At 63.3% G+C, this 23,544-nt stretch carries 24 protein-coding genes and 1 pseudogene; 11 read left to right on the top strand and 14 right to left on the bottom strand.

What is annotated here, in order from left to right:
- Nucleotides 1–369 precede the first annotated feature (369 nt).
- The 4 genes and pseudogenes from NKI73_RS29610 to NKI73_RS29595 all read right to left on the bottom strand — a co-directional run bounded on the left by NKI73_RS29610 (nucleotide 370) and on the right by NKI73_RS29595 (nucleotide 2,437).
- The gene (locus NKI73_RS29610) at nucleotides 370–882 is read right to left on the bottom strand and encodes an OmpA family protein (RefSeq protein WP_352635077.1); all 513 of its coding nucleotides are present in this window, start codon (nucleotides 880–882) and stop codon (nucleotides 370–372) included.
- Nucleotides 883–892: 10 nt separating this feature from the next.
- Entirely contained in the window at nucleotides 893–1,552 is a 660-nt protein-coding gene (locus NKI73_RS29605; protein WP_352635075.1) for a L,D-transpeptidase, read from the bottom strand.
- A 127-nt stretch (nucleotides 1,553–1,679) separates the two neighbouring features.
- Nucleotides 1,680–2,045: pseudogene (locus tag NKI73_RS29600) on the bottom strand (hypothetical protein).
- A gap of 11 nt (nucleotides 2,046–2,056) precedes the next feature.
- On the bottom strand, nucleotides 2,057–2,437 hold the full coding sequence (locus NKI73_RS29595) for a winged helix-turn-helix transcriptional regulator (RefSeq protein WP_352635072.1): 381 nt from the start codon (nucleotides 2,435–2,437) through the stop codon (nucleotides 2,057–2,059).
- A gap of 87 nt (nucleotides 2,438–2,524) precedes the next feature.
- On the opposite strand from NKI73_RS29595, the gene NKI73_RS29590 reads away from it, so the two are divergent.
- Nucleotides 2,525–3,142, top strand: a complete 618-nt coding sequence (locus NKI73_RS29590; protein ID WP_352635071.1) for an FMN-dependent NADH-azoreductase — start codon at nucleotides 2,525–2,527, stop codon at nucleotides 3,140–3,142.
- Nucleotides 3,143–3,432: 290 nt separating this feature from the next.
- Here the strand turns inward: NKI73_RS29590 and NKI73_RS29585 are convergent, their stop codons facing one another.
- A complete protein-coding gene (locus tag NKI73_RS29585) occupies nucleotides 3,433–4,326 on the bottom strand; it encodes a LysR family transcriptional regulator (protein WP_352635069.1) in 894 nt (297 codons plus the stop codon).
- A 151-nt stretch (nucleotides 4,327–4,477) separates the two neighbouring features.
- Here NKI73_RS29585 and NKI73_RS29580 point away from each other — a divergent pair, with 151 nt between their 5' ends.
- Genes NKI73_RS29580 through NKI73_RS29555 form a run of 6 tightly spaced genes read left to right on the top strand, consistent with a single transcriptional unit; the run spans nucleotide 4,478 to nucleotide 9,308 of the window.
- On the top strand, nucleotides 4,478–5,668 hold the full coding sequence (locus tag NKI73_RS29580) for an MFS transporter (protein ID WP_352635067.1): 1,191 nt from the start codon (nucleotides 4,478–4,480) through the stop codon (nucleotides 5,666–5,668).
- Entirely contained in the window at nucleotides 5,665–6,135 is a 471-nt protein-coding gene (locus NKI73_RS29575; RefSeq protein ID WP_352635065.1) for a cyclophilin-like fold protein, read from the top strand. Before NKI73_RS29580 ends, NKI73_RS29575 begins: the two co-directional genes overlap by 4 nt.
- 19 nt (nucleotides 6,136–6,154) lie before the next feature.
- A complete protein-coding gene (locus tag NKI73_RS29570) occupies nucleotides 6,155–6,550 on the top strand; it encodes a (R)-mandelonitrile lyase (protein WP_352635064.1) in 396 nt (131 codons plus the stop codon).
- Nucleotides 6,551–6,576: 26 nt separating this feature from the next.
- Nucleotides 6,577–7,593 (top strand): zinc-dependent alcohol dehydrogenase family protein, encoded by a 1,017-nt coding sequence (locus tag NKI73_RS29565; RefSeq protein ID WP_352635062.1) that lies wholly within the window; start codon nucleotides 6,577–6,579, stop codon nucleotides 7,591–7,593.
- Nucleotides 7,594–7,651: 58 nt separating this feature from the next.
- Nucleotides 7,652–8,086 carry a lipocalin-like domain-containing protein gene (locus NKI73_RS29560; RefSeq protein WP_352635060.1) on the top strand — a complete coding sequence of 145 codons (435 nt, stop codon included), beginning with the start codon at nucleotides 7,652–7,654 and terminating at the stop codon, nucleotides 8,084–8,086.
- 40 nt (nucleotides 8,087–8,126) lie between these two features.
- Nucleotides 8,127–9,308, top strand: a complete 1,182-nt coding sequence (locus tag NKI73_RS29555) for an arabinose transporter (RefSeq protein ID WP_352635058.1) — start codon at nucleotides 8,127–8,129, stop codon at nucleotides 9,306–9,308.
- Nucleotides 9,309–9,508: 200 nt separating this feature from the next.
- Here the strand turns inward: NKI73_RS29555 and NKI73_RS29550 are convergent, their stop codons facing one another.
- The 4 genes from NKI73_RS29550 to NKI73_RS29535 all read right to left on the bottom strand — a co-directional run bounded on the left by NKI73_RS29550 (nucleotide 9,509) and on the right by NKI73_RS29535 (nucleotide 12,925).
- Nucleotides 9,509–11,230 (bottom strand): SulP family inorganic anion transporter, encoded by a 1,722-nt coding sequence (locus NKI73_RS29550; RefSeq protein ID WP_352635056.1) that lies wholly within the window; start codon nucleotides 11,228–11,230, stop codon nucleotides 9,509–9,511.
- Between the two features lie 69 nt (nucleotides 11,231–11,299).
- Nucleotides 11,300–11,578, bottom strand: coding sequence for a helix-turn-helix domain-containing protein (locus NKI73_RS29545; protein WP_352635053.1), 279 nt, complete (start codon nucleotides 11,576–11,578; stop codon nucleotides 11,300–11,302).
- Between the two features lie 271 nt (nucleotides 11,579–11,849).
- Entirely contained in the window at nucleotides 11,850–12,569 is a 720-nt protein-coding gene (locus NKI73_RS29540) for a phosphatase PAP2 family protein (RefSeq protein ID WP_352635051.1), read from the bottom strand.
- Between the two features lie 14 nt (nucleotides 12,570–12,583).
- Complete coding sequence (locus NKI73_RS29535) at nucleotides 12,584–12,925, bottom strand: hypothetical protein (RefSeq protein ID WP_352635049.1); 342 nt, start codon at nucleotides 12,923–12,925, stop codon at nucleotides 12,584–12,586.
- Nucleotides 12,926–13,096: 171 nt separating this feature from the next.
- Here NKI73_RS29535 and NKI73_RS29530 point away from each other — a divergent pair, with 171 nt between their 5' ends.
- Nucleotides 13,097–14,488 (top strand): sensor histidine kinase, encoded by a 1,392-nt coding sequence (locus NKI73_RS29530; RefSeq protein WP_352635047.1) that lies wholly within the window; start codon nucleotides 13,097–13,099, stop codon nucleotides 14,486–14,488.
- A complete protein-coding gene (locus NKI73_RS29525) occupies nucleotides 14,485–15,144 on the top strand; it encodes a LuxR C-terminal-related transcriptional regulator (protein ID WP_352635045.1) in 660 nt (219 codons plus the stop codon). Before NKI73_RS29530 ends, NKI73_RS29525 begins: the two co-directional genes overlap by 4 nt.
- 123 nt (nucleotides 15,145–15,267) lie before the next feature.
- Here the strand turns inward: NKI73_RS29525 and NKI73_RS29520 are convergent, their stop codons facing one another.
- Together NKI73_RS29520 and NKI73_RS29515 are read right to left on the bottom strand one after the other, a co-directional pair.
- Complete coding sequence (locus NKI73_RS29520; protein WP_352635043.1) at nucleotides 15,268–15,774, bottom strand: hypothetical protein; 507 nt, start codon at nucleotides 15,772–15,774, stop codon at nucleotides 15,268–15,270.
- Between the two features lie 316 nt (nucleotides 15,775–16,090).
- Nucleotides 16,091–16,549, bottom strand: a complete 459-nt coding sequence (locus NKI73_RS29515) for a hypothetical protein (protein ID WP_352635040.1) — start codon at nucleotides 16,547–16,549, stop codon at nucleotides 16,091–16,093.
- Between the two features lie 295 nt (nucleotides 16,550–16,844).
- Here NKI73_RS29515 and NKI73_RS29510 point away from each other — a divergent pair, with 295 nt between their 5' ends.
- Complete coding sequence (locus tag NKI73_RS29510) at nucleotides 16,845–18,848, top strand: PhoX family protein (protein ID WP_352635039.1); 2,004 nt, start codon at nucleotides 16,845–16,847, stop codon at nucleotides 18,846–18,848.
- Between the two features lie 184 nt (nucleotides 18,849–19,032).
- Here NKI73_RS29510 and NKI73_RS29505 read toward each other — a convergent pair whose 3' ends face one another.
- Entirely contained in the window at nucleotides 19,033–20,214 is a 1,182-nt protein-coding gene (locus NKI73_RS29505) for a flavin-containing monooxygenase (protein ID WP_352635037.1), read from the bottom strand.
- A gap of 350 nt (nucleotides 20,215–20,564) precedes the next feature.
- On the opposite strand from NKI73_RS29505, the gene NKI73_RS29500 reads away from it, so the two are divergent.
- Complete coding sequence (locus tag NKI73_RS29500; protein ID WP_352635035.1) at nucleotides 20,565–21,602, top strand: phosphatidylglycerol lysyltransferase domain-containing protein; 1,038 nt, start codon at nucleotides 20,565–20,567, stop codon at nucleotides 21,600–21,602.
- Nucleotides 21,603–21,633: 31 nt separating this feature from the next.
- On the opposite strand, the gene NKI73_RS29495 is transcribed toward NKI73_RS29500, so the two are convergent.
- Both NKI73_RS29495 and NKI73_RS29490 read right to left on the bottom strand, forming a co-directional pair.
- Nucleotides 21,634–22,395: an ABC transporter permease gene (locus NKI73_RS29495; RefSeq protein WP_352635079.1), complete on the bottom strand. Its 762-nt coding sequence runs from the start codon at nucleotides 22,393–22,395 to the stop codon at nucleotides 21,634–21,636.
- Between the two features lie 14 nt (nucleotides 22,396–22,409).
- Nucleotides 22,410–23,336, bottom strand: coding sequence for an ABC transporter ATP-binding protein (locus tag NKI73_RS29490; protein WP_352635033.1), 927 nt, complete (start codon nucleotides 23,334–23,336; stop codon nucleotides 22,410–22,412).
- Nucleotides 23,337–23,544: the final 208 nt, after the last annotated feature.

Genomic DNA, 23,544 nt, shown 5'->3' with positions numbered 1-23,544 from the left:
CCGCCAACTTCGCCTAATGTCATCTCACCCGCAAGCCGCAGACGCGCGCTACCTCTAAACAACCGATAAGGCGGATAGCCTTTGCTCTTCAGACGCGCGGCGCCTGCATTGGCAACTTCTGGGCCGACGCAAAATGCTAACTGGCTAGTCGACGTTTCGTATCTCCGTCAAGCCAGCGACCAGGAGCGACTCGGCAAGGGCTGTGCGCCTTTGAAGGATTGCCCGCGTAAAACAAGGGGAGTCTGTATTGATTAGGTCCGCTTTTGGTCGGCATGCGTTTTCGGTTCATCGACCGAGATGACGCGCAAAGCAGCCATGCCGTTGTCCCGTGTGAGACTCTGATTTGGTGACAAGCAAAACAGCAGCCCCTTACGACTCGCCCCTCTCATCGCGCAAATTAGACACAACGCGGCGGTTCTGCGACCTGCAGGCGGCGTCGGGGCAGTCGCGGACGAGCCTGTCCTTGCCGTAGCCCTTGGCCCACATGCGGTTGCGGTCTATGCCGCCGGCGGCTAGGTAGTCCATCACCGCATCGGCGCGCTGCTGCGACAGCGCCGTTTCGCCTGCGCCGGGATCGTCGGCGAAACCCTGCAGCTTGAGCAGCCAGCGCGGATGTTTTGCTAACCAGGCGATCTGGGTATCGAGCGTGGCCTTGGCGACAGAATCGAGTGCGGCCGAACCTTGCGTGAAATAGGTGCGGCGGCCAACATTGAGGATAAAATCCTCCTCGCTGCCCGGCTGCACGTTCTGGAAGCCGGCAATCTCGGCGTTGGTGACGTCGGGCGTGGACGGGGCTAGCGTGTTGCTGGTCGAGCAGGATGCGGCCAGAACCAGCAGGCCGGCGGCGAGCAGCCGGCGCGTGTTTTCAATTATGCGGTTCATGATGCGCCAATCATTCGACGGTGGTGGAAGCGGGCGCCTGGTCGGCGATGTGCGGCAGCACCTCCACCGCGGTGCCGATCGGGCACCGCTGGTAGAGGTCGATGATGTCTTCCGGGAACATGCGGATGCAGCCGCTGGAAGCGTCGGTGCCGATGCTCCATGGCTCCAGCGTGCCATGCAGGCGGTAGCCGATGTCGGCGCCGTCGCGGTACAGATAGAGCGCGCGCGGCCCGAGCGGATTGTTGGACGCGCCGCCTGCGACCATGGGCGGTAGGTCCGGCTTGCGCTTGCGCATTTCGGGGGGCGGGACCCATTGCGGCCACAGCGCGCGGCGGTCGATCGTCGCGCGCCCGTACCATTTGAAGCCGTCCTTGCCTACGCCGACGCCGTAGCGGATGGCGGTCTTGTTTTCCATGATGAGGTAGAGGAAGTGGTGGCGGGTATCGACCACGACGGTGCCGACCGCCTCGCTGCTGAAATACTTGACGATCTGGCGATGCCATCTCTTGTCGATCTTGGCGAAGTTGGTCTTGCGATAGACAAAATTGTTGTCGCTGGCGGTGCCGGCGAAAAAGGATTTTGCCGCCGCGGCTTGAACAATATTGCCGGTTGCACCGACCGCGACCAGCGCCAGGCCGCCGAGCACGACACCCCTGCGTGATAAAACCATCGGCAATCCCCATGCCTTAAGCCTGGCGGACCATAGTTGAGAATTATTTCGCCTCAAAGTGGAAATGTTGCGTTGCTTTAGTCCGCCGCAAGCGGACAGACGGCTTTTGACATCAGAAAGGGGAGTTTCAAGTCACCGTAGCGCCAGTGAGGAATGGCATGATATCCACGCCGTCTCCCGGGAAGACGGTGAAATGCGGGTGGTTCTCGAACAGGCGGGCGGCGGTCTCGATGGTATCGGCCTCGATGACAATGTAGCCGCAGAAAGGGTTCACTGCGTCGGCGATGCCGTCCTTTGCAACGCGCGTCGTTCTGCCGACCATACCGTGGCGATGAGGGAAGAATGCGGCGTTTCTCTCCTCCCAGTCCGCCTACTGCTGCTAGCCGACGGTATCAATCGCATCTTGTTCTGCCCTGGGCAGGCTGCGAAAGCGGGCAAGTCTTCGGGCTGGCGGATTTGCAGCCTTTGAGGGATAGAGGCCGAATACATATATCGCCGCAGCGATCATCTAGTTTGGTCATGTTGCCGGCGCGCCTCCTCGATCACGTCCCGATTTGAATCTGCCCAGGTCACCAAGGCCATGACTGGGGCGAGAAGCGACCTGCCGACTGCAGTCAGCTCGTAATCCACGCGCGGTGGGATCGTCGGAAAGTGGGTGCGACTGATCAAACCGTCGCGTTCCAATTGACGAAGCGTAATCGTGAGCATCCGCTGCGAGATGCCGTCGATCTGCCGTCGCAATGCATTGAAGCGGACCGGCCCATCCTTCAGGGCCACGAAGATGTAAAGACTCCACTTATCGGCAATGCGATCGAGGATCTCCCGAACGGGACGGCAGTCGGCGTCTTCGCTTGGGGTAGGAAACTCGATGTCACTGAGTGTCATGAATGTGCCTTCTTGCGAACAGTCAGATAGTCACCTTAATAGTGTTGGTCACAGTTTGATACTACCCTATTCACTCAGGAGCCACCAATGACCAACATCCTACTCGTTATCTCTAGCCCACGCGGTCCTCAGAGCCTTTCCACCCGATTTGCCCGTGACATCGCTGAAAGCCTCAACGCCCGTTCTGGCGGCACAATTGTCGAACGTGATCTTGGGGCGGCACCTCTGCCGCATATCACGGCAGCCTATATCGACGGCCGCATTGCGCCGCCCGAGACGCGTACACCCGAACAGATCGAAGCCGTCAATCTCGCTCAAAGCCTGGTCGATGAGGTTCAGGCTGCCGACGTGATTGTCATTGGCTCGGGCATGATCAACTTCGGTCCGCCGACGCAGCTCAAGGCTTGGTTTGACTACATCACTTGGCCTGGCGTCACCTTTCGCTACGACGCAACCGGTGTGATGGGATTGTTGCCCGCCAAGAAAGTTTATCTCGTGACGGCAACTGGCGGCGTCTTTTCGGAAGGCAGGAATGCCCCGTTAGACTTCCAGACCACCTATCTCGCGCATCTTCTCGGCTTTATCGGACTGACGGATATCGAAGTGGTCCGCGTGGAAGGGACGCTCGTAAGCCCGGACGCAGCCAAGGCTGCGATCGCCTCCACCGAAGCACAGATCCGGGCTGCACTAGAGCGTGCCGCCTGAGCCGCAATCTCATCAGTCTGCTACCTCCGGATTGTCGTGCCGGAACGCGGCAATGGTGCGGTGATCCGGGGCCAGCCGGCGTATCAACCAAAGCGCTTGGAGGTCCCGGACGCCTGTCCGCTTGCAGGCACTTGTCCGCTGCAAGCGTCGCCGGTGACCTGCCGCGCGTCAGTCACGCGATATGGACAGCCCCGCGAGAAGCGGCGCGTAGGCGGCGAGCCTGCGGGATACGAACTCCGTGAAGAGCGCCCCCAGCCGTTCCTCGAGCTGAGCGATGCGTCGCAGCACGGTCAGATGCGATGGCGAAGCGCCTCAACGATCATCGCCATCGCAGGGGAGAGCTGTCGCCTGCTCGGATAGTAAAGGTGATAGCCCGCAAATGGCGGACTCCAGTCGTCAAGCACGAGCCTAAGGCATCCCTTGGCGATGTGGTGGCTGACGAGGTTTTCCGGGACATAGGCGATCCCAAAGCCGCTTATCGCAGCCTCGATCATGGGAATGGACGAATTGAAGGTGAGTCGGCCTTCCACCCGTACACGAAGGTCGCGGCCATCCCTGGCGAATTCCCAGGCATACAATCCGCCGAACGTCGCCTGCCGCATATTAATGCAGTCATGATCGACCAGATCCTGGGGTGCGGCCGGAACCGGATGGCGGGAAAAGTACTCCGGCGAAGCCACGGCCACGAGCCTCCAATCCGGCCCGATGCGCACTGCGATCATATCCCTGTCGATGCTCTCACCAAGCCGCACGCCTGCGTCGAAACGCTCCTCCACAATGTTCTTCATACCGTTGTCGCTGTAGAGTTCGACGCGCACGTCAGGATAGTTGCTGAGCAACGGCTGCAGCTTCGGCCAGACGGTCGTCTGGAGCGCATGGTCGGACAGCGTGATACGGACCGTTCCGGAGGGCTTGTCGCGAAAGGCCACCAGGCTTGCAAGGTCGGCTTCGATTTCCTCGAAGCGGGGAACAAGCGATTGGAAAAGTCGCTCGCCGGCCTCGGTCGGCGCGACGCTCCGCGTCGTACGTGTCAGCAGGCGGACGCCGAGACGAGCTTCAAGCTCCTTGATTGTCGAACTCAGGGTCGACTGCGAGGTTCCGAGCTTGGCCGCCGCCTTGGTGAAGCTGCGCTCCCGCGCGACCGCCACGAACCATAGCAGATCCTTCATGCCATCGCGCTGCATTAGGGCACCTCCGGTCGGACATTTATATCATGAACAGATAAGTCCATGCGAATTACTTAGTCTAATAGAATGGGTTCCTCTGCAATATCTTCTGGCATCGCGACGGGGATTGGCGGCTGATCCACCCGGTCGCCCAGCAAGGATGCCAATTATGGAAACGACGTACGACACAAGGCTTGTCGAAGACCGCGCCGCATGGGGCGCCGTGTTGTCGATGGCGCTGTGTGTTTTCGTGCTCATCGCGTCGGAATTCATGCCGGTCAGCCTGCTGTCGCCGCTAGCGGCCGATCTCGGCATCACCGAGGGCCGCACGGGACAGGCGATCTCGATTTCGGGCGCTTTCGCCGTCGTGACCAGCCTGTTGGTCGCCGGCCTCACGCGCCGGATCGACCGGCGGCTGGTCGTGACCGGCTTCACCCTTCTCCTCATCGTGTCCGGGCTGGCTGTCACCTTCGCGCCGAACTACGCGTTTCTCATGGTCGGCCGGGCGCTGCTCGGCATCGCGATCGGCGGGTTCTGGTCGATGTCGACCGCGATCGTCATGCGCCTCGTGCCGCAAGACATGGTTCCGAAGGGTCTCGCCATGCTAAACGCCGGCAATGCCATTGCAGCCACCATCGCCGCGCCGCTGGGCAGTTTTCTTGGCGCCTATGTCGGCTGGCGCGGTGCTTTTTTCCTCGTCGTGCCATTTGGGCTCCTGGCGCTGGCCTGGCAGTGGATAAGCCTGCCGGCGCTGCCCCCGCGCCAGAGGAAGCGTCCAGGCAATCCGCTGGCGCTGCTCGGCCGTCTTCCTGTCGCCATCGGCATGGCGTCGATCATGATGCTGTTCATGGGCCAGTTCGCGCTCTTTACCTATCTTCGGCCCTTCCTCGAGAGCGTCACCCGGCTCGACATCGCCGCGCTTTCGGCGATCCTGCTGGCGATGGGGCTGGCCGGGGTGCTCGGCACCCTCTGCATAGGCCGGCTTTTGCGCACGCGCCTGTTCAGCGTCCTCATCGTCATACCGCTGGTCATGGCCGCGCTGGCCGTAGCGCTCATCGCCTTCGGTGCGATGCCGATTCCTACAGCGTCGCTGCTCGTTGCCTGGGGTTTCTTCGGCACGGCCGCGCCCGTTGGCTGGGGCACCTGGCTTAGCCGGACGTTGCCGGACGACGCGGAGGCCGGCGGCGGATTGCAGGTAGCCGTCATCCAGCTCGCCATCACCGGCGGCGCCGCCATCGGCGGCACGCTCTTCGATACGGTCGGCTGGTGGGGTGCATTCACTTTCGGCGCGGTGCTGCTCTGTGGATCGGCGCTCGCCGCCCTTGGCGCATCGCATATGGCCCGGAGGTCCTTGCCATGACCATCGAGCGTGCGCCGCTTAACCGCCGAACATTGCTCGGCACCGCGCTCGCTATGGCGGCCCTACCTCGCGCAGCCGCCAGCCAAGAAGGCGAAGCCTCAGTCAGCCAGGAGTCAACCGACATGAAGATCAGGATGGTTTTCAACGGCCGTATCATGACCGCCACGCTCTACGACAATCCGTCGGCGCGCGACTTCTTGTCCATGCTGCCGCTCGATCTCAAGATCGAGGACTACGCGCATAACGAGAAGATCGCCTATCTGCCGCGCAAGCTGACGGAGAAGGGAAGTGGTCCGTTCGCCAACGAGCAGCCCTACGACCTCTGCTATTTCACGCCATGGGGCAACCTGGCCATGTTCTACGCCGACTATCGCCATCCCGGGCTGATCAGGCTCGGCCGCTTCGATGAGGGCGAGCAGGCCCTGCACATTCGCGGCGAGTTCCCGCTTCGCATCGAACGCACTTGAGGACACAAAGGAGATCACCATGGACATTCTTCGCGCTGGCACGAGGCCTTCCGGTAAGGGACCGACTGACTGGTTCACCGGAACGGTGCGGATCGATCCACTCTTCAATCCCTTCGATGCCGGGCGGGTCCAAGGCGCACAGGTGACCTTCGAGCCCGGTGCCCGCACCGCCTGGCACACGCATCCGCTCGGCCAGACGCTGATCGTCGTCTCCGGCCTTGGTCGCGTGCAGCGCCAGGGTGGCCCGGTCGAGGAAATCCGTCCGGGAGACGTCGTCTGGTTCGCGCCCGGCGAAAAGCACTGGCATGGCGCGTCGCCCCAGACCGCCATGACCCACATCGCCCTCCAGGAGGTCAAAGACGGCAAGGTCGTGGACTGGCTGGAACATGTCAGCGACGCCGACTACGGCGCTTGATCTTCTCCACTCGAAAAGGAACCAAAATGCTCGCAACCGTTCTTCACAAACCGGGCGACATCCGCTGCGAGGAAATCGCCGATCCGAAAATCGTGCGGCCAACGGACGCACTCATCAAGCTGTCGGCAAGCTGCATCTGCGGCTCGGACCTGTGGCCCTATCGCGGGCTGCAGCCGGTCGACGGCCCGATGCATATGGGCCACGAATATTGTGGCATCGTCATCGAGGTCGGCGCAGAGGTGCGCACGGTTCGTCCCGGCCAGTTCGTCGTCGGGTCGTTCTGCCTCTCCGACAATACCTGCCCGCATTGCCGCTTCGGCTTCCAGTCGTCCTGTGTGCAGCGCGAGTTCATGTCGGGCGCGCAGGCGCCTTACGCCCGCGTGCCTTTGGCGGATGGCACACTCGTCGCCACCGCCGAGGTGCCGCCGGCCGAACTCATCCCTGACCTGCTGGCTGTGTCCGATGTGCTCGGCACCGGCTGGTATGCGGCCGACGCGGCCGAGGTTCGAGAAGGATCGACGGTGGTGGTAGTAGGCGACGGTGCGGTCGGCCTGATGGGCGTGCTTGCGGCCAAGGAGATGGGCGCTGAGCGTATCATCGCCATGAGCCGGCACGAGAGCCGCCAAAAGCTCGCCCGCGAATTCGGCGCCACTGATATTGTGGCCGAGCGAGGCGAGGAAGGCGTCGCGCGCATCAAGGAACTCACCAAGGGCGTTGGCGCAGACTCGGTGCTGGAATGCGTCGGCACGGGAGAATCCTTCGACCAGGCGCTGGCCTGCTCCCGCCCCGGCGGCACCATCGGCTATGTCGGCGTGCCGCACGGCGTGAATTTCGACGGCCAAAAACTATTCTTCGGCCAGAAGCGCATGTTGGGCGGCCCGGCGCCGGTGCGCCGCTTCCTGCCCGACCTTATGGACCGTGTGCTCAAGGGCGCGATCAAGCCCGGCAAGGTCTTCGACCTCAAGCTGCCGCTGGCCGAGGTCGCTGAAGGCTACCGCGCCATGGACGAGCGGCGCGCCATCAAGGTCATGCTTTCGGTGTGAGCGAAGATTGGGCGGACGGCCTGTGCGCACCCACAACTCAGAAAAGGAATAACGACATATGACGATGAGATTGAAGATAGCCGCCCTGGCGCTTGCGCTTTCGGTCGCCACGCCGGCTTTCTCCCAAGAGTCCCCGATCATCGGCGCATGGCGCATGAGGTCGCTCGAGGCCGGCACCGAGGGAAATCTCAAGCCCGTGCCATATTCCGGCCAGGTCATCTTCACCGAGGCCGGCACTCTCTCGGTGCAGGCCCAGAACCCCGACGCCAAGGCGCCGGACACGCCTTACACGGCGAATGGCTACGAAGCCTATTACGGGCCGGTCGCCATCAACGACCAGGACAAGACCTTCGTCATCACGATCGAGTCCTCCCTGGTCCGCAACCTTGTCGGGAAGAGCATGAAACGCAAATTCGAAGTCTCGGACAACAAATTGGTCCTCACGCCGGACAATCCGGCCGAGGGCTGGCGCGTGACCTACGAACGTTACTGATCGGAACAGCCGGCTGTCAAAGTGTTATCGGTGGCCACAAATGGCGCGGACTTCAGACCGAAATGGCGCGATAGCGGAACTGGTGCCAATCATGGCGGCTGTCTTCGCCGGCTTCCTCCTGATCGGCTTGGCGCTACCCGTCCTGCCGCTGCATCTTCACCAGCAGCTCGGCTTCGGCCCCTTCGCAGTCGGGCTGGTGACGGGCAGCCAGTTCGTCGCCTCGATGCTGTCGCGCATTGGAGCCGGAAATTACGCCGATGGGCGCGGCGGCAAGCGGGCCGTCATCGTCGGCCTCATTGCCGCTGCCCTGACGGGGTTCATTTATCTCGGCTCGCTGGCATTGCTCGACCGACCGGTAGCGTCCGCATCGGCGCTCTTCGCCGGCCGGGCGGTACTGGGCGCGTCTGAGAGCTTCATCATCACCGGCGGCGTCGCCTGGGGACTTTCCCTTGCGGGCGGACAGAACTCCGGAAAGGTCATAGCCTGGGTGGGCACGGCGATGTTCGCGGCACTCGCGTTAGGCGCGCCGATCGGATCTGCGCTTTACGCGGCGAGCGGCTTCGCCGCGATCGCACTCGCGACGGTCGGCCTGCCGCTTGCGACGCTGCTTGCCATCCTGCCTATGCGTGGCACCAGCCTCGCCGCGAGCGCCGCGCGACGCTCATGGACGAGCGTGGCGCAAGCGGTCTGGCTTCCCGGCGTCGGAGCTGCTTTCAGCAGCCTTGGCTATGGCGCGATCCTGTCCTTTGGCGCGCTGCTCTTTGCCGAACGCGGCTGGCAGCCGGTCTGGCTTCCCTTCACCGCTTATGCCGCGGCGCTGATCGCGGCAAGGCTGTGCTTCGGCCACCTGCCTGACAGGTTAGGGAGCGCGCGCGTCGCCGTGATCTTCGTGGCGGTCGAGGCGGCAGGGCTGATGCTGATCTGGCTTGCGCCCGGGCCCGTTCTCGCCGCTATCGGTGCGGGCCTGACTGGCCTCGGCTACTCGCTGGTCTATCCCGGTTTCGGTGCCGCGGCCGTAAGCCGTCTTCCGCAACGCAGCCGCGGCCTGGCCATGGGGCTCTACACCGTCTTCCTCGACGTGGCGCTCGGCTTCGGCAGCCCGGCGCTTGGCTTGATCGCCGCGTCGGCCGGCCTGCAATTCGTCTTCCTCGCCGTCGCGACGGCGACGCTTCCGGCGTTGGGCATCGCTCTGCTGCTGGGTCGGCATAACCGTCCACTTTAGTGCCGGATATTCGGTGCTCGAGATGTTGGGCAACGACGATCGCTCCCGCTTCGCCGCCGACCTGCTTCCGGGCAATGGCGAGATCGACTTCTACGGCCGACATAGGGTGCAATGCGGTCGTTCACGTCGCGTCGTGCGTGAGCCAGCTCAGGGTCAAGAGTTCAACAGGTGGGCACCTTGTCCGACCGGCAATTCACTTGCTACTCTGCCTCCAGCTTCCCTTTCAGCTGTGCCCGGGCGTCCCGGATCGAGGCGGCATAGGTGACCAACGGACGCTTGACGCCGTGGTTGATCAGCATGCGCCGTATCTGCGGCGCAGCACCCGATATGATGAAGCGGACACCGGCGCGCCTGGCCTTGTGCGCGGCGCCCTCGATGACATTGGCCGCCGTCGAATCGAAGAATGGTACGGCCGAGCAGTCGAGGATGAAGTTCTTGCGCTGGTCGGCGATGCGGTCGAGCACGGTGCCGACGGTCGATGCGGCGCCGAAGAAGAAGGCGCCCGAGATGCGGTAGACGACGGTGTCGGCGTCGGTCGCCTCGCTCGAATCGTAGGCGTTGGTGCTGTCGGCCTCGTCCTCCCGCACCAGCGGCTGATCGGCCTCGACCGCGATGCTCTTGGCCATGCGGTCGATGAACAGGATCGACCCCAGCACGAAGCCGACGACGATCCCTTCGGTGAGGTCGCGGAAGATGACGAGCAGGAAGGTCGCCATCAGCACCAGCGCGTCGCCGCGCGAAGCGCGCAACAGCGTGGCGAAGGCCTGTTTCTCGAACATGTTCCAGCACACGACCGCCAGCACGCCAGCAAGGGCGGCAAGCGGGATGTAGCTGGCGAGCGGCGCAGCCACCAGCATCAGCGCCAGCAGGATGGCCGAGTGGACCACGCCAGAAATCGGCCCGTGGGCGCCGGCCCGCACATTGGTCGCCGTGCGGGCGATGGTGCCGGTGGCGCAGATGCCGCCGAACAGGGCGGACGCGACGTTGGCAAAGCCTTGCGCCACCAGTTCACAGTTGGAACGATGCCGCCGGCCCGTCATCCCATCGGCGACCACCGCCGACAGCAGCGATTCGATCGCGCCGAGCAAGGCAAAGGCGATGGCATCCGGTAGCACGTCAATCATCCTGTCTAGGCTGATCGGCGGCAAGGCAGGCATTTGCAGACTGCGTGGGATACCGCCAAATCGGGTGCCGATCGTCTCCGCGGGCAGTGAAAGAAGCGCCACGGCCAGCGATGCCAGCCCAATGGCGATGAGCATGGCGGGCCATGTCGGCCGCCAGCGCCTCAGGCCGGCGATGGTGACGATCGTCAACATCGCCACGAAGGTCGCCGCGGGGTTGATGGTGCCGGCCGCCTCGCCGACCGCGATCAACTTCGGCACCAGCGGTCCCGGCTCCTTGCCGGCAAGCTTCAGCCCGAACAGTTCGACGATCTGTCCTGAAAAGATGATGACGGCGATGCCGGCGGTGAAGCCGACCGTCACCGGATAGGGAATGAACTTGATGTAGGTTCCGAGCCGGAGATAGCCGATGGCGAGCAGGAAGACGCCTGCCATCATCGTTGCCAACAGCAGTCCGTCGATACCGACCCGGGCAACCGTAGCGGCCACCAGCACGATGAAGGCACCTGCCGGACCGCCGATCTGGAAGCGGCTGCCGCCGAGCGCCGAAATGATGAATCCGCCGACGATCGAGGTGTAGAGGCCGCGCTCGGGAGTCACGCCCGAGGCGATCGCGATCGCCATCGACAACGGTAGCGCGACGATGGCGACCGTCAGCCCGGCGATGGCGTCGGCCTTGAAGTTCGCGAGCGTGTAGCCCTCGCGCCAGACCGTCACCAACTTTGGCGTGAACAATTCGGAAAATGTCGGCTTTACCGACTTGTGGGCCGGTTGATGTACGGCCCGCTGCGTCTGATCCATGGACTGCCTTCCGTACCCTGAAAGGCGGCGGGATCGTCGGCAGGACTGTCGGCGGTCGCCGTCGCGACTTTATGCCGGCTCAGCCTTGGGATCTGGCGGCACGACAGGCTTGAGGCGCACGCCCCGGCCGCCGCGCTCGCTGGTCTGGTTCTCGCCGATCAATTCCACCCCGGCCCCGTCGAGGGCCTGGATGACCTTCATCAGCGTGTCGACCACGCCCCTGACCACACCGTCGCTTGCTTCCATGCGCTGTATCGTCGGAAGCGAAACGCCGGCACGCTCGGCGAGCGTCTTCTGATCGATGCCGGCCAGCGCCCTTGCGGCGCGCATCTGCGCGGCAGTGATCATCGGCCGGAATCCCCGTCTGAGTCTGCAGAAATAACGTATAATACCACCATTATGATGTTTCAAGCATCAATATGAACGTCTGAGACGTCAGCGTCATCGCCTGGTCGACCATTTTTTCAGATACTTCCCGAGAATTGCGGGCTAGGGTGTTCCATCTGGGGTGGGGGTAACGCGGTATGACTGTTCTCAAGACCTTCATGACATCGGCATGCTTGCTGTCGGTGGTTTTCCTGCTAACGGGCTGCGGGCACGGGCTGATCAACCGGCTGATCTAATCGCCGGCCTCGCTGTCGCCGTTCGGGCGCTGCCCGCGCCATCGCTGCCACGCCCAGGCCGTGAGCCAGCACAGCATTGCCCAGACGAAGCCGGCGCACCAGCCGGCCAGCACATCCGACGGCCAGTGCACACCGAGGTAGACGCGGCTGATGCCGACCAGCAGCGTCGTCAGCACGGCCAGCGACAGCACATAGATCTTCGTCGTTCGCCCCGGCAGGAAGCGCGCTGCCAGCGCGCCGAGCGTCAGATAGGTAACTGCCGAGAGCATGGCGTGGCCGCTCGGAAAGGACAGCGAGGTCTCGTTGACCAGATGCGAGACGAGTTCGGGGCGCGGCCGATCGATGCCGGCTTTCAGGAGGCTCGACAGGACCTGACCACCGGCCACCGCGGCGAAGACGAAAAGGGCGGTCGCCGGCCTGCGGATATGCAACAGATAAAGGATTACCGCCGTCACGATCAGCACCACCACGCTGCCGCTGCCCAAGCTGGTGATGTCGCGCATCGCCCCTTCCAGCCAGGGCGGGCCGATCGGGCTGTCGGGCTGACCCGCCTTGCGGAAGGCGAGCATGATTTCGGTGTCGAAAGCGTGCGGCGTCGTGGCCCGCGCCACCTCCATCAACTCCTCGAAGCCCCACAGGCCGGCGGCGATGACCATGCCGGCCAGCAGCACCGGGAATTCGACCCGGTTAAGCAGAGTGTTCGCGGCGTTCTTCATCGGCAATTCGCCTGTTACAACCGACCTTGCAGATAGGGTCCGAGCGTGATCAGCGCCACCGCGGCGATTGCCAGCATGATGCCGGTCGCCTGCAACGCGTTGACCCGTTCGCCGAAGAAGACCAACGCGACGACATTCACCGAGACCAGCTGGATGACGGCCGACAGGCTGAACGACACCGACATGCCGAATTCGCGGATCAGCCGCAGCATGATCAGATTGCCCAAAGAATAAAGCGCCAGCGTCAGCAGGATCTTGCCAAGGTTCGGCGCCATGCCCCATTGCTTGGCGGCGGTGGCCGCGAGCAGGAAAATGACGGTCGAAAAGCCGAGTTGCAGCAATCCCGAAAAACTCAACGTCCCATCCCCTCTCGAAGCGGCTCCCGCCGCGTGTGTCGCGGCCCTTGTTTCCGAAGCGCGCCGACACGTCAAGCGACCTCGACCAAACGTAGGCCTTGGCAACGGCGAGCCGGAAGCTCAATGTGCCGAAATCGCCCAGCCTATCGATTGAAGGGCGGTCAGGGGTTCATGATTCGTATTTTTCAAAACTTGGCGCGGCGCTGGGGCGAGCTTTCTCTTGCCCTGCAATTCGTCGTTGCCGGCGGCTTTGGCCTGCTTGCCGTCATGCTGGTGGTGGGTGCCTGGGTGACGGGGCAGATCCGGGACGGCGTGATCCGCAATTCGGCCGCCACAACGGCGCTGTATGTCGACAGCGTGATTGCACCGCTGCTTCCCGATTTGCGCAAGCAACAGGAACTCAGCGACTCCGTCAAGCAGGCGCTCGACGAGACGCTTGGCCAGGGCGCGCTCGGCAAGCGCCTCGTATCGTTCAAGCTCTGGAGCCGCGACGGCACGATTCTCTATGCCAAGGAGACGGCCCTGATCGGCCGCCGCTTCGAACCGAGCGACGGCCTGCGTTCCGCCTTCCAGGGCGATGTCGTCGCCCAGTTCGACACGTTCGATGAGAACGAACGCCAGGAAGAGGCGATCGGCGTGCCATTGCTGGAAATCTACAATCCCGTGCGCGAGCCGTGGTCGGGCGAGGTGGTCGCCGTCACCGAATTCTATGAGATCGCCGACGACTTCAAAGCCACGCTCGCCTCCGCTTTGTGGTCAAGCTGGCTGATCGTGGCCGGCGCGACGCTGGCGGCCTTCCTGCTCCTGTCGGGCATCGTCCTGCGCGGCAGCCGCATCATCGACGATCAGCGCGGCGCGCTGCGCCGCCAGGTGTCGGAGCTGCAAGGTCTGGTGACGCAGAACAGCGCCTTGCGACTGCGCGTGCAGCGGGCGTCCCGTCGCGCCACCGCGCTCAACGAAAGATATTTGCGCCGCATCGGCGCCGATCTCCATGACGGTCCGGCGCAACTCGTGGCGCTGGCGGCGCTGCGCATGGATAGTCCGGTGTTTTCCGGCGATGGCCATTCGGGCGAAAGCCGCTCGACCGAAGTCGCGATGATCCGCAAAACACTGGAGGATGCATTGCGCGAAATACGCGGTATCTGCACCGGCCTCGTCCTGCCGCAGATAGAGACGGCCGCGGCAAACGACATTCTGCGGCTGGCCGTCAATGAACACCAGCTGCGGACGGGAACGTCCGTGACCCTCACGCTGGCCGGGCAGTTGCCAGAGCCCGGCGCCTCGGAGAAGATCAGCATCTATCGGTTCGTGCAGGAAGGGCTGAACAACGCCTATCGCCACGCGCGAGGCAAGGATCAGGCGGTGAGTGCCGGAATGAAGGGTGGCAGGCTTTACGTTGAAGTATCGGATGCCGGACCAGGCTTCGATCCCGCCCGGGACGAGGGCCTCGGGCTCGCTGGTCTCAGGGAGCGGGTCGAAAGCATTGGCGGCCAGTTCGAAACCTTGACCGGGCCGCAAGGCACGCGTCTGGTAATCCGTCTATCGGTCGAGGAGCAAGCATGACTGGTGTCATTCGCATCGCCATTATCGACGATCATCCCCTCTTCCGCGAAGGCGTGACGCGCAGCCTGTCGGAGATCGGAGGCTTCGAGATGGTTGGCGAGGGTGCCACGGCGCAGGATGCCGAACGCATCGCCGCGACCGTGCAGCCCGACATATTGCTGCTCGACATCTCCATGCCGGGCGGCGGTCTGGCCGCGGTTGCCGGCATCCTCGCCGGCCATCCCGCCCAGAAGATCGTCATGCTGACCGTTTCGGAGGCCAATGCCGATGTGACCATGGCTCTGAATGCAGGGGTGTGCGGCTATGTCCTCAAAGGTATCGGATCTCGCGCGCTTGCCGACATCCTGCGCAACGTGGCGGCCGGCGAGAGCTATCTTTCGCCGACGCTGTCGGCCCGGCTGCTTTCGGATCTCCAGTCCCAGCAACCCACCAACGGCATAGCGGACCGCCTGCGGCAACTCACCGAGCGGCAGACGGAAATCCTGCGGCTGGTGGCTGAAGGGCTGAGCAACAAGGAAGTCGCCTTGCGGCTGGAGCTTCAGGAGAAGACCGTCAAGCATCACATGACCGGCGTGCTGTCGAAACTCAATGTGCGAAACCGCACTGAAGCAGCCTTGATGATGCGTGAGGCGCGCGACCGCGACGGGAACCACTAAAGCGGTCCGAGGAATTTGGAGCGGTTCAGCCATCGCGGCAACCGCCGGCCCAAAACCGAGGTCACCTCCGCCGGGGGGCGGCGGAGGTGACGTGTGAAGCTGGCCGTTGCCTGTTGGCCGGCTTCACAAGGCCTTGAGACGGCTGACATCGGCCGGCGTGGCCCGACGGTCGATGATCGTGCGACCGAGAGCATCCTCCATCTTGAAACGACCGTTCTCGACCTTTTCCGTTATGCCGTCGGGATGCCGGACTGTGATCTTGTTGCCTGTCACGTCGACCTTGTCGCCGGTCGTGGCATTGACATGATTCGCGCTCTTACCCTGATTAGATCCCGATTTGCCGTTGTTGCCGCTGTTGCCGTTCCCGTTGCTGTTGCCGCTATTTCCGCCGCTGCTATTACCGCCGCTGTTGCCGCCACCGGAATTGCCGCCACCACCGCCGTTTCCACCACCGCCGCCGTTGCCGCCGCCGCCGCCTCCACCACCGCTGCCGCCTGCAACGGCGGTGGCGGCATGGATCCCGGGAATGGAATCTTGGAGGGCAATTTGATAGGGGGCAATGATCAACGCCAGCGCAGCCGCGGATCTGAGCGCCAGCCAGCAACAACGGGTCGTGACCGATCTTTGCATCCTGATCTCCGTCGATTGAGTCCGGCGTGCCCACCCTCAACGTTACAGTTGCAACCAACATCGCCGAAAGACGTGGTGCCCGGAAGCGACCTCCGACCGTTGCGGTTGTCCCCTAGGACCTTTGCAAGCGCAAGGTTGGACTAAAGTCCTATTCGTATGCTATATTAGCTTCGTATGAACGGCGCCGCGACCGCCATCGCCGACGGGAGACTGGCTTTCCCGATGTCTGGGCGGCGGCAGACGCCGAACATCAAGGTCACCTCCGCCGGGGGCGGCGGAGGTGACTGCGAGGTTGGCCGTTGCTTCTGGCCTTGCCTCACAATGCCTCGAGGCGACTGAAATCGTCCGCCGTCGCCGGACGTTCGACGATCGTGCGGCCGAGAGCATCCTTCATCTCGAAACGGCCGTTCTCGATCTCTTCCCTGATGCCGTCGGGATGCTCGACCTCGATCTTGTTGCCGTCCACTTCGACCTTGTCGCCGGTGGCCGCATTGACATGACGGCCAGTTCCGCCATTGCCGGATCCGGAATTGTCGGTTCCGCCGTGAGCGTTACCGCCGCCATTGTTACCACCACCGGCCCCGGAATTGCCGCTGTTTCCACCGTTTCCACCACTTCCGCCACTATTTCCGCCATCCTTGGCGTGCGCGGCTGCGGCAACGATGCCGGGAGCGGAGCCGTGGAAGGCGAGTTGACAGGGAGCGATGGCCAGCGCCAATGCCGATGTCGCTCTCAGAGCCAGCCAGCGATAGCGGGTGGGGATCGATCCACGCATCTCGGTCCTCCTTTTCATCAGGCCGACGCCGGCGTTGGCAAACCGCCGATCATTGCCGACATAGCTGCCTTGGCATAAGGGGCCCGCGACCGATGCCGCGCCAACAGGGACCTTTGCGTGGCCGATCAGGGACCTTGGTCCCCCCGCGTTGCGCCATTGCGAAAGGGTCGGCTGCCTAGATCGTGGAATGCGATTGAAAGCGGTTTGAGATGTCACGAAAATGTGATCGACCGGATATAAGGGGTTAAACAGGCAACACGCTCCAGCCATCCCCCGAAGCCAGAGGCAAAGCCCAATGACCGAACTTCGCTCCCCCGACGCCCGATTCCGCACCAGCCTGCTCGAGGAAAACGACGGCCCGGCCACCAACCCCACCGACAACCGCACCATGGGCGAGATCATCGCCACGAGGTTCTCGCGCCGTGGCTTCCTCAAGGGCTCGCTTGCCGTCTCGGCCATCGCCGCCACCGTCAGCCCGCTGGCGCTGGTCAGCGCCGACGAAGCGCGGGCAGCGGAAGGCTCTGCCTTCGCGTTCGACGAACTGGAGGCAGGCATCGACGACAAGCACCATGTCGCACCCGGCTACGACGCCGATGTGCTGTTGCGCTGGGGCGATCCGCTGTTTGCCGATTCACCGGAGTTCGACCCGACGAAACAGTCGGCGCCGACGCAGGCGAAACAATTCGGCTACAACAACGACTATGTCGGCTATCTCCCGATCGACGGTTCGGCCGAACACGGCTTGCTGGTCGTCAACCACGAATACACCAACCCGCATCTGATGTTCCCGGGCATCGTCAGGATCGTCGACAAGGACGGCAAGAAGTCGGCCGAGGTCGCACCGCTCTCTAAGGAGCAGGTCGATGTCGAGATGGCAGCCCACGGCGGCACCATCGTCGAGATCCGCAAGGTCTCGGGCAAATGGCAGGTGGTGCGCGACGGCAAGCTCAACCGCCGCATCACCTCCAACACCGAAATGGCGCTGTCCGGTCCGGTCGCCGGCCACGACCGCGTCAAGACCAATGCCGACCCGTCCGGCACCAGGGTGTTCGGCACGTTCAACAACTGCGCCGGCGGTGTCACCCCCTGGGGCACTTACGTGATGGCCGAGGAGAACATCCACGGCTATTTCTCCGGCGACCTGCCGGAGGGCCACAAGGAGGCCGCCAACTACAAACGCCTGGGCATTCCCGAAGGCGCCTATGAGTGGGCCGCACATTACGACCGTTTCGACCTTGCCAAGGAGCCCAACGAGGCCAATCGCTTCGGCTGGATCGTCGAGGTCGATGTCAACGACCCGACCTCGACGCCGAGGAAGCGCACCGCCATGGGCCGCTTCAAGCACGAGGGCGCCGAATCGATCGTCGCCAAAGATGGCCGCGTCGTCTTCTATCTCGGCGACGACGAGCGCTTCGACTATGTCTACAAATTCGTCACCAAGGGTACGTTCAATCCGAACGACCATGCCGCCAACAAGGATCTGCTCGACGACGGCACCCTGCATGTCGCCAAGTTCGCCGAGGACGGTTCGGTCGAATGGCTGCCGATCGTCTTTGGCCAGGCGCCGCTGACGACCGAAAACGGCTTTGCCAGCCAGGCCGACGTGCTGATCGAGACACGGCGCGCCGCCGACCTGCTCGGCGCCACCAAGATGGACCGCCCCGAAGACATCCAGCCCAATGGTGTCAACGGCAAGGTCTACGTCATGCTGACCAACAATTCGAAGCGCAAGGCCGACCAGGTCGATGCCGCCAACCCACGCGCTGAAAACGCCTTCGGCCACATCATCGAGATATCGGAGGACGGCGGCGATTTCACTGCCACCAAGGGCAAGTGGGAAGTGCTTTTGAAATGCGGCGATCCCTCGGTGGCCGATGTCGGCGCCACCTTTTCGACGGCAACGACGGCCAATGGCTGGTTCGGCATGCCCGACAATTGCGCGGTCGATTCGGCTGGGCGCCTATGGGTGGCCACCGACGGCCAGGGCCCGAAAGCCACCGGCCGCACCGACGGCCTGTGGGCGGTGGACACCGAAGGCTCGGCGCGGGCGACCTCGAAACTGTTCTTCCGCGTGCCGATCGGCGCCGAAATGTGCGGTCCGCTGTTTGCGCCCGACGACCAGACCGCCTTTGTCGCCGTCCAGCATCCGGGCGACGGCGGCGAGGACTGGGAGCCGTTCGGCCGCCCGTCCTACTATGAGGACCTGTCGACACGCTGGCCCGACTTCAAGCCCGACATGCCGGTGCGGCCGTCGGTGGTTGCCATCACCAAACAGGGCGGCGGCAAGATCGCGGTCTGATCGCTTCTCGACGTTGGTAGAGCCGTACACGGACGGCGGAGCAGAATTCTGCACCGCCGTAACGCTTGGCTTGAAAGTCGCGGCATGGATCTGGGGTCTGCGCTGCATCGCTGCGCTCCTTGCTCCGCCCGTGGATAACGAAGCGACGGCTGAAATCATTCAAGCCTCGGGCCTCGATTCGAAATCAGCGTGCGGCGCCGGATGAGGAGCCAGCGATCCGCTTGGCGATCGCCTTGGCCAGGATGCCGGCATTGGCGAAACAGCCGCGAATGCTTGGCCGCATGCCGGTGAACCACAGGCCGGGCAGCTTCGGATCGGCTTGCCCGCCGTTGAAGAGCGGAACGCCCTTGCCGTCGAGCACGCCGAGCTTGCCGACCATGGGCTCGAGCCCGGTGCGGTAGCCTGTCGCGGCAATGACGATGTCGGGATGGATCAGGCTGCCATTGGCCAGGATCACGCCGTCGCGGGTGAATTCCCGTATCGCCGGCACCACGGTGATCTTGCCCGACTTGATGGCGTGGACGGCGCCATCGTCGGCGGCGATCGCGGTGTAGTCCGAGGTCAGCCGGCTGGCGCCGCCCGAGGGCGCCGGCGGCAGGCCGAATTTGGTCAGGTCGCCGAAGACCAGGCGCTGCGTTGCCGCCATCACCGCATCGGCGATCCGCAACGGCAAGCGCGCCATGAGCGGCGAAAGCTTATGCACGGCGATCTTGCTGATCCGCTTGGGCAGCAAAGCGGGGCCGTTGCGGGCCGACAGCCAGATGGCTGCCGTGTTGACGCCGGCCAGATGATTGAGCGCGTCGAAACCCGAATTGCCGGCGCCCACGACCAGCACTTTTTGGCCCGCATAGCCCTGCGCGTCGCCGAAATCCGCCGAATGGATGATGCGGCCGGCGAAACCTTTCATGCCTTTCCATTCGGGGATGAACGGCTGCCTGTCGCGACCGGTGGCGATGACGACATTGCGGGCCAGGCGCAGTCCGGCGCTGGTCGTCAGCGCCCAATGGTCGCCCTTGAAGGCTATCTCTTCGACAGCGACGCCAAACTGAACCGGCAGCCGGTTCTCCTCCCTGAAATCATTCATATGGCGGATGACGACCATCTTTTGCGGAAAGGCAGGCGTGCCCGGGGGATAGGCAAGGCCAGGCAGCGAAGAAAGATCGCGGTGGGTGTTGAGATGCAACTGCTGATGCCGCCGGTGCCAGGGCTCGGCCAGCCGGCTTTCCTTTTCCAGGATGGCCGTCGGTACGCCGGCGTTCATCAAGGCATGCGCCGCGGCCAGTCCGGCAACACCGGCGCCGACGACGATTGCCGGCTCGACTGTTATCGGCAGGTCCGCAACCGATCTGATCGTCGTATCAGCCATTCACTCTCGAATCCCATTCGACCATTTCAATAGGCTCGCAGGGCGCTGTAACCGTTTGATCCCGCGCAGGATCCATACAGCAAACCGCCACCGATTTTCGAGCCATACGATTTTCGAGCCACACGCCGAACCGTGGTTGCGCTGTATATGGCATATGCGCGATATCAGCGGTAATCAGGTCGCGGCAATGTGATTGATTCGAGGCTCGGGGGCTGGCGGGTCTCTGTTATCCCCCACGTGTGTGCCCGGAGCCGAGTTCGGTTTTCGAGGTCATGCGCAGAATCAAAGTGTTACAGCACCTTTGCGCGTCTTGAACGCGCGGCGCTGTGGCGGCACGCGGAATCTCGACCATGCCCTCCTTGCGGATCTATTTCGACAAAATCCTTGAGGGCGCCGCGCCCAAGGTGGCGCGGCGGGAGCTGACGCATGTCGAGCGCCTGGCGCTGGTTCGCCGCCACGGCGACTTCTCCCTTGCCTATTCCAGCGCCGTGCAAAACAAGCTTTCCTATTTCGGCGACGCCGACGGCTACATCGCCTTCGGCACCAAGATGAAGCATCATTTCGCGCTCGGCGATCCGGTGGCAGCTCCAATGCTGCGGCCCGATTACATCAGACGCTTCGTCGAGGCCGCCGGCAGCCCGTGGTTCGTGCAGATCGGCGAGGAGACCGCACGCGTGCTGGCCGGGCTCGGCTACAAGGTCAATCGGCTCGGCATCGATACCCGCCTCACCCTGCCCGACCATGATTTTTCCGGAAAGCGCAACGAGACCGTGCGCTACTCCGAGCGCTGGCTGCTGAAGAAGGGCTTTTCGTTCGAAGAGGACAGGCGCACGATCCACCTCGACGAGATCGCACGGCTTTCCCAAAACTGGCGCAGCGACCGCATCGTCAAGCGCTGGGAGATGGGCTTTCTCAACCGCCCGTTCGCCGACCATCTCGGCATCGACATGCGTCGTTTCGTGCTGCATGGGCCGGATGGCGAGTTGGTGGCCTTGCTCGACTTCGACCCGTTGTATCGCGACGGCAAGGTCATCGGCTACACCACCGCCTTCAAGCGCAAGCACATCGATGCCTCGCCACATGCCGAGATCGGCCTGACCAAGTTCGCCGTCGACCGTTTTCGCGAAGAGGGCATCTCGGTGGTCAGGCTCGGCCTGTCGCCGCTCGTCGACATCGGCCCGAGCGGATTTGCCGAGAGCGACTTCTGGCGCAACACTTTTCAGCGCGCCTACGATTCGCCATGGGTCAACCGGCGCAGGTTCAACCTGCAGGGCCAGGCGGCGTTCAAGCGCCGCTTCCACGGTGTCGAGGAGTCAGTCTACATCGCCTTCCGCGAGGGGACCTATGTCGAGATGCTGGGGTTGCTGCGGCTGGTCAAGGCCATCTAGGTCTGGCCGTGGCTCAGGGTATTTTCGTCGCTCAGTTCCTGAGCCGATAACCGGTCCTGAAGATCCAGGCGACGATCGTTATGCACGCCAGCAGGAAAACGACGGTCATGCCGAGGCTGATGCCCACCGAGACGTCGGACTTGCCGTAAAAGCTCCAGCGGAAGCCGCTGATCAAATAGACGACCGGGTTGAACAGCGTCACCGTGCGCCAGATGCCGGGCAGCATGTTGATCGAATAGAAGCTGCCGCCGAGGAAGGTCAGCGGCGTGATGATCAAGAGCGGCACCAGTTGCAGCTGCTCGAAACTCTTCGCCCAGATGCCGATGATGAAGCCGAACAGGCTGAAGGTCACCGCCGTCAGCACCAGGAAGGCGACCATCCAGAACGGATGCAGGATGGTGAGCGGCACGAACAGCGATGCTGTCGCCAGGATGATCAGGCCGAGGATGATCGACTTGGTCGCCGCGCCGCCGACATAGGCGATGACGATCTCCAGATAGGAGACCGGCGCCGACAGAAGCTCGTAGATCGAGCCGACGAATTTCGGGAAATAGATGGCAAAGGAGGCGTTGGAGATCGACTGCGTCAACAGCGACAGCATGATCAGGCCCGGCACGATGAAGGCGCCGTAGCTGATGCCGTCGATCTCGGTGATACGTGAGCCGATGGCCGAGCCGAAGACGACGAAATACAGCGATGTCGAGATGACCGGCGAGACGATGCTCTGCAGCACGGTGCGAAAGGCACGCGCCATTTCCATCCGGTAGATCGCCCATACCGCACGAAAATTCATGGCCGCGCGCAGGTTCATGGCTCTCTCCTCACCAGATTGACGAAGATCTCCTCGAGCGAGCTGTTTTGCGTGTCGATATCGCGGAACTGGACGCCACCGGCCTCGAGGTCGCGGATGAGCGAGGCGACGCCCGGCCGCTCGGCCTGGTTGTCATAGGTGTAGGTCAGCTGCCCGCCATCGGGCGACAGCTCCAGCGCATAGCTTGAGAACGCCTCCGGAATGGCCGTCAGCGGATTGCGCAGTTCCAGCACCAGCCGCTTGCGGCCGAGCTTGCGCATCAGTTCGGCCTTGTTCTCGACCAGGATGATCTCGCCGCGATTGATGACGCCGACGCGGTCGGCCATCGCCTCGGCTTCCTCGATGTAATGGGTGGTGAGGATGATGGTGACGCCGTCCTCGCGCAGCCGGCGCACCATCGCCCACATGTCCTGGCGCAGCTCGACATCGACGCCGGCGGTCGGCTCGTCGAGGAACAGGATGCGCGGCTCGTGCGACAGCGCCTTGGCGATCATTAGCCGGCGCTTCATGCCGCCCGACAGGGTGATCGCCTTGGCGTCCTTCTTGTCCCACAGCGACAGGTCGCGCAGCACCTTCTCGACGAAGGCCGGGCTGGCCGGCTTGCCGAATAGGCCGCGGCTGTAGTTGACCGTCGCCCAGACGCTTTCGAAAGCGTCGATGGTCAGTTCCTGCGGCACCAGGCCGATCAGGCTGCGCGCCGCGCGGTAGTCCCTGTTAATGTCGTGACCGTCGACGGTGACGGTGCCCGAGGAGCGGTTGACGATGCCGCAGACGATCGAGATCAGCGTCGTCTTGCCGGCGCCGTTCGGACCAAGCAGCGCAAAGATCTCGCCGCGTTGGATGTCGAGATTGACCTCCTTGAGCGCGGTGAAACCAGTGGCGTAGGTCTTGGAGACCCCGGAAATGGACAGGATGGAAGGCATGGCTGAAAACGGCTGCTTGAAAGAGGTCCCCTGATATAGGCCGAATGTCGTTCCGTGCAACTGGAAGTCAAGGCCGCTGCTGACAGTTCTCGACAATGATTGCAGGCCATGGGGATTGCAGGCCATGCCGATTGCAGGCCACGGGGATTTCAGGCCATGGGCCCATAGGCCGGGAATAGCATGCATGCGTCATATTGGCGGGGCGCTG

It is taken from the genome of Mesorhizobium sp. M0496 (genome assembly GCF_040321205.1).
Taxonomy (GTDB): Bacteria; Pseudomonadota; Alphaproteobacteria; order Rhizobiales; family Rhizobiaceae; genus Mesorhizobium.
Note: the sequence above shows the minus strand (reverse complement) of the source record. Positions and strands in the feature narration are given on the sequence as shown.

What these genes read in the sequence shown, in the direction of transcription:
- NKI73_RS29545 (WP_352635053.1), bottom strand. Translation starts at nt 11,578, where the DNA reads ATGATCACTGCCGCGCAGATGCGCGCCGCAAGGGCGCTGGCCGGCATC.
- NKI73_RS29520 (WP_352635043.1), bottom strand. Translation starts at nt 15,774, where the DNA reads ATGCAAAGATCGGTCACGACCCGTTGTTGCTGGCTGGCGCTCAGATCC.
- NKI73_RS29555 (WP_352635058.1), top strand. Translation starts at nt 8,127, where the DNA reads ATGGCGCGGACTTCAGACCGAAATGGCGCGATAGCGGAACTGGTGCCA.
- NKI73_RS29590 (WP_352635071.1), top strand. Translation starts at nt 2,525, where the DNA reads ATGACCAACATCCTACTCGTTATCTCTAGCCCACGCGGTCCTCAGAGC.
- NKI73_RS29505 (WP_352635037.1), bottom strand. Translation starts at nt 20,214, where the DNA reads ATGGCTGATACGACGATCAGATCGGTTGCGGACCTGCCGATAACAGTC.
- NKI73_RS29530 (WP_352635047.1), top strand. Translation starts at nt 13,097, where the DNA reads ATGATTCGTATTTTTCAAAACTTGGCGCGGCGCTGGGGCGAGCTTTCT.
- NKI73_RS29580 (WP_352635067.1), top strand. Translation starts at nt 4,478, where the DNA reads ATGGAAACGACGTACGACACAAGGCTTGTCGAAGACCGCGCCGCATGG.
- NKI73_RS29565 (WP_352635062.1), top strand. Translation starts at nt 6,577, where the DNA reads ATGCTCGCAACCGTTCTTCACAAACCGGGCGACATCCGCTGCGAGGAA.
- NKI73_RS29570 (WP_352635064.1), top strand. Translation starts at nt 6,155, where the DNA reads ATGGACATTCTTCGCGCTGGCACGAGGCCTTCCGGTAAGGGACCGACT.
- NKI73_RS29500 (WP_352635035.1), top strand. Translation starts at nt 20,565, where the DNA reads ATGCCCTCCTTGCGGATCTATTTCGACAAAATCCTTGAGGGCGCCGCG.
- NKI73_RS29550 (WP_352635056.1), bottom strand. Translation starts at nt 11,230, where the DNA reads ATGGATCAGACGCAGCGGGCCGTACATCAACCGGCCCACAAGTCGGTA.
- NKI73_RS29610 (WP_352635077.1), bottom strand. Translation starts at nt 882, where the DNA reads ATGAACCGCATAATTGAAAACACGCGCCGGCTGCTCGCCGCCGGCCTG.
- NKI73_RS29510 (WP_352635039.1), top strand. Translation starts at nt 16,845, where the DNA reads ATGACCGAACTTCGCTCCCCCGACGCCCGATTCCGCACCAGCCTGCTC.
- NKI73_RS29585 (WP_352635069.1), bottom strand. Translation starts at nt 4,326, where the DNA reads ATGCAGCGCGATGGCATGAAGGATCTGCTATGGTTCGTGGCGGTCGCG.
- NKI73_RS29595 (WP_352635072.1), bottom strand. Translation starts at nt 2,437, where the DNA reads ATGACACTCAGTGACATCGAGTTTCCTACCCCAAGCGAAGACGCCGAC.
- NKI73_RS29605 (WP_352635075.1), bottom strand. Translation starts at nt 1,552, where the DNA reads ATGGTTTTATCACGCAGGGGTGTCGTGCTCGGCGGCCTGGCGCTGGTC.
- NKI73_RS29515 (WP_352635040.1), bottom strand. Translation starts at nt 16,549, where the DNA reads ATGCGTGGATCGATCCCCACCCGCTATCGCTGGCTGGCTCTGAGAGCG.
- NKI73_RS29560 (WP_352635060.1), top strand. Translation starts at nt 7,652, where the DNA reads ATGACGATGAGATTGAAGATAGCCGCCCTGGCGCTTGCGCTTTCGGTC.
- NKI73_RS29575 (WP_352635065.1), top strand. Translation starts at nt 5,665, where the DNA reads ATGACCATCGAGCGTGCGCCGCTTAACCGCCGAACATTGCTCGGCACC.
- NKI73_RS29495 (WP_352635079.1), bottom strand. Translation starts at nt 22,395, where the DNA reads ATGAATTTTCGTGCGGTATGGGCGATCTACCGGATGGAAATGGCGCGT.
- NKI73_RS29540 (WP_352635051.1), bottom strand. Translation starts at nt 12,569, where the DNA reads ATGAAGAACGCCGCGAACACTCTGCTTAACCGGGTCGAATTCCCGGTG.
- NKI73_RS29525 (WP_352635045.1), top strand. Translation starts at nt 14,485, where the DNA reads ATGACTGGTGTCATTCGCATCGCCATTATCGACGATCATCCCCTCTTC.
- NKI73_RS29490 (WP_352635033.1), bottom strand. Translation starts at nt 23,336, where the DNA reads ATGCCTTCCATCCTGTCCATTTCCGGGGTCTCCAAGACCTACGCCACT.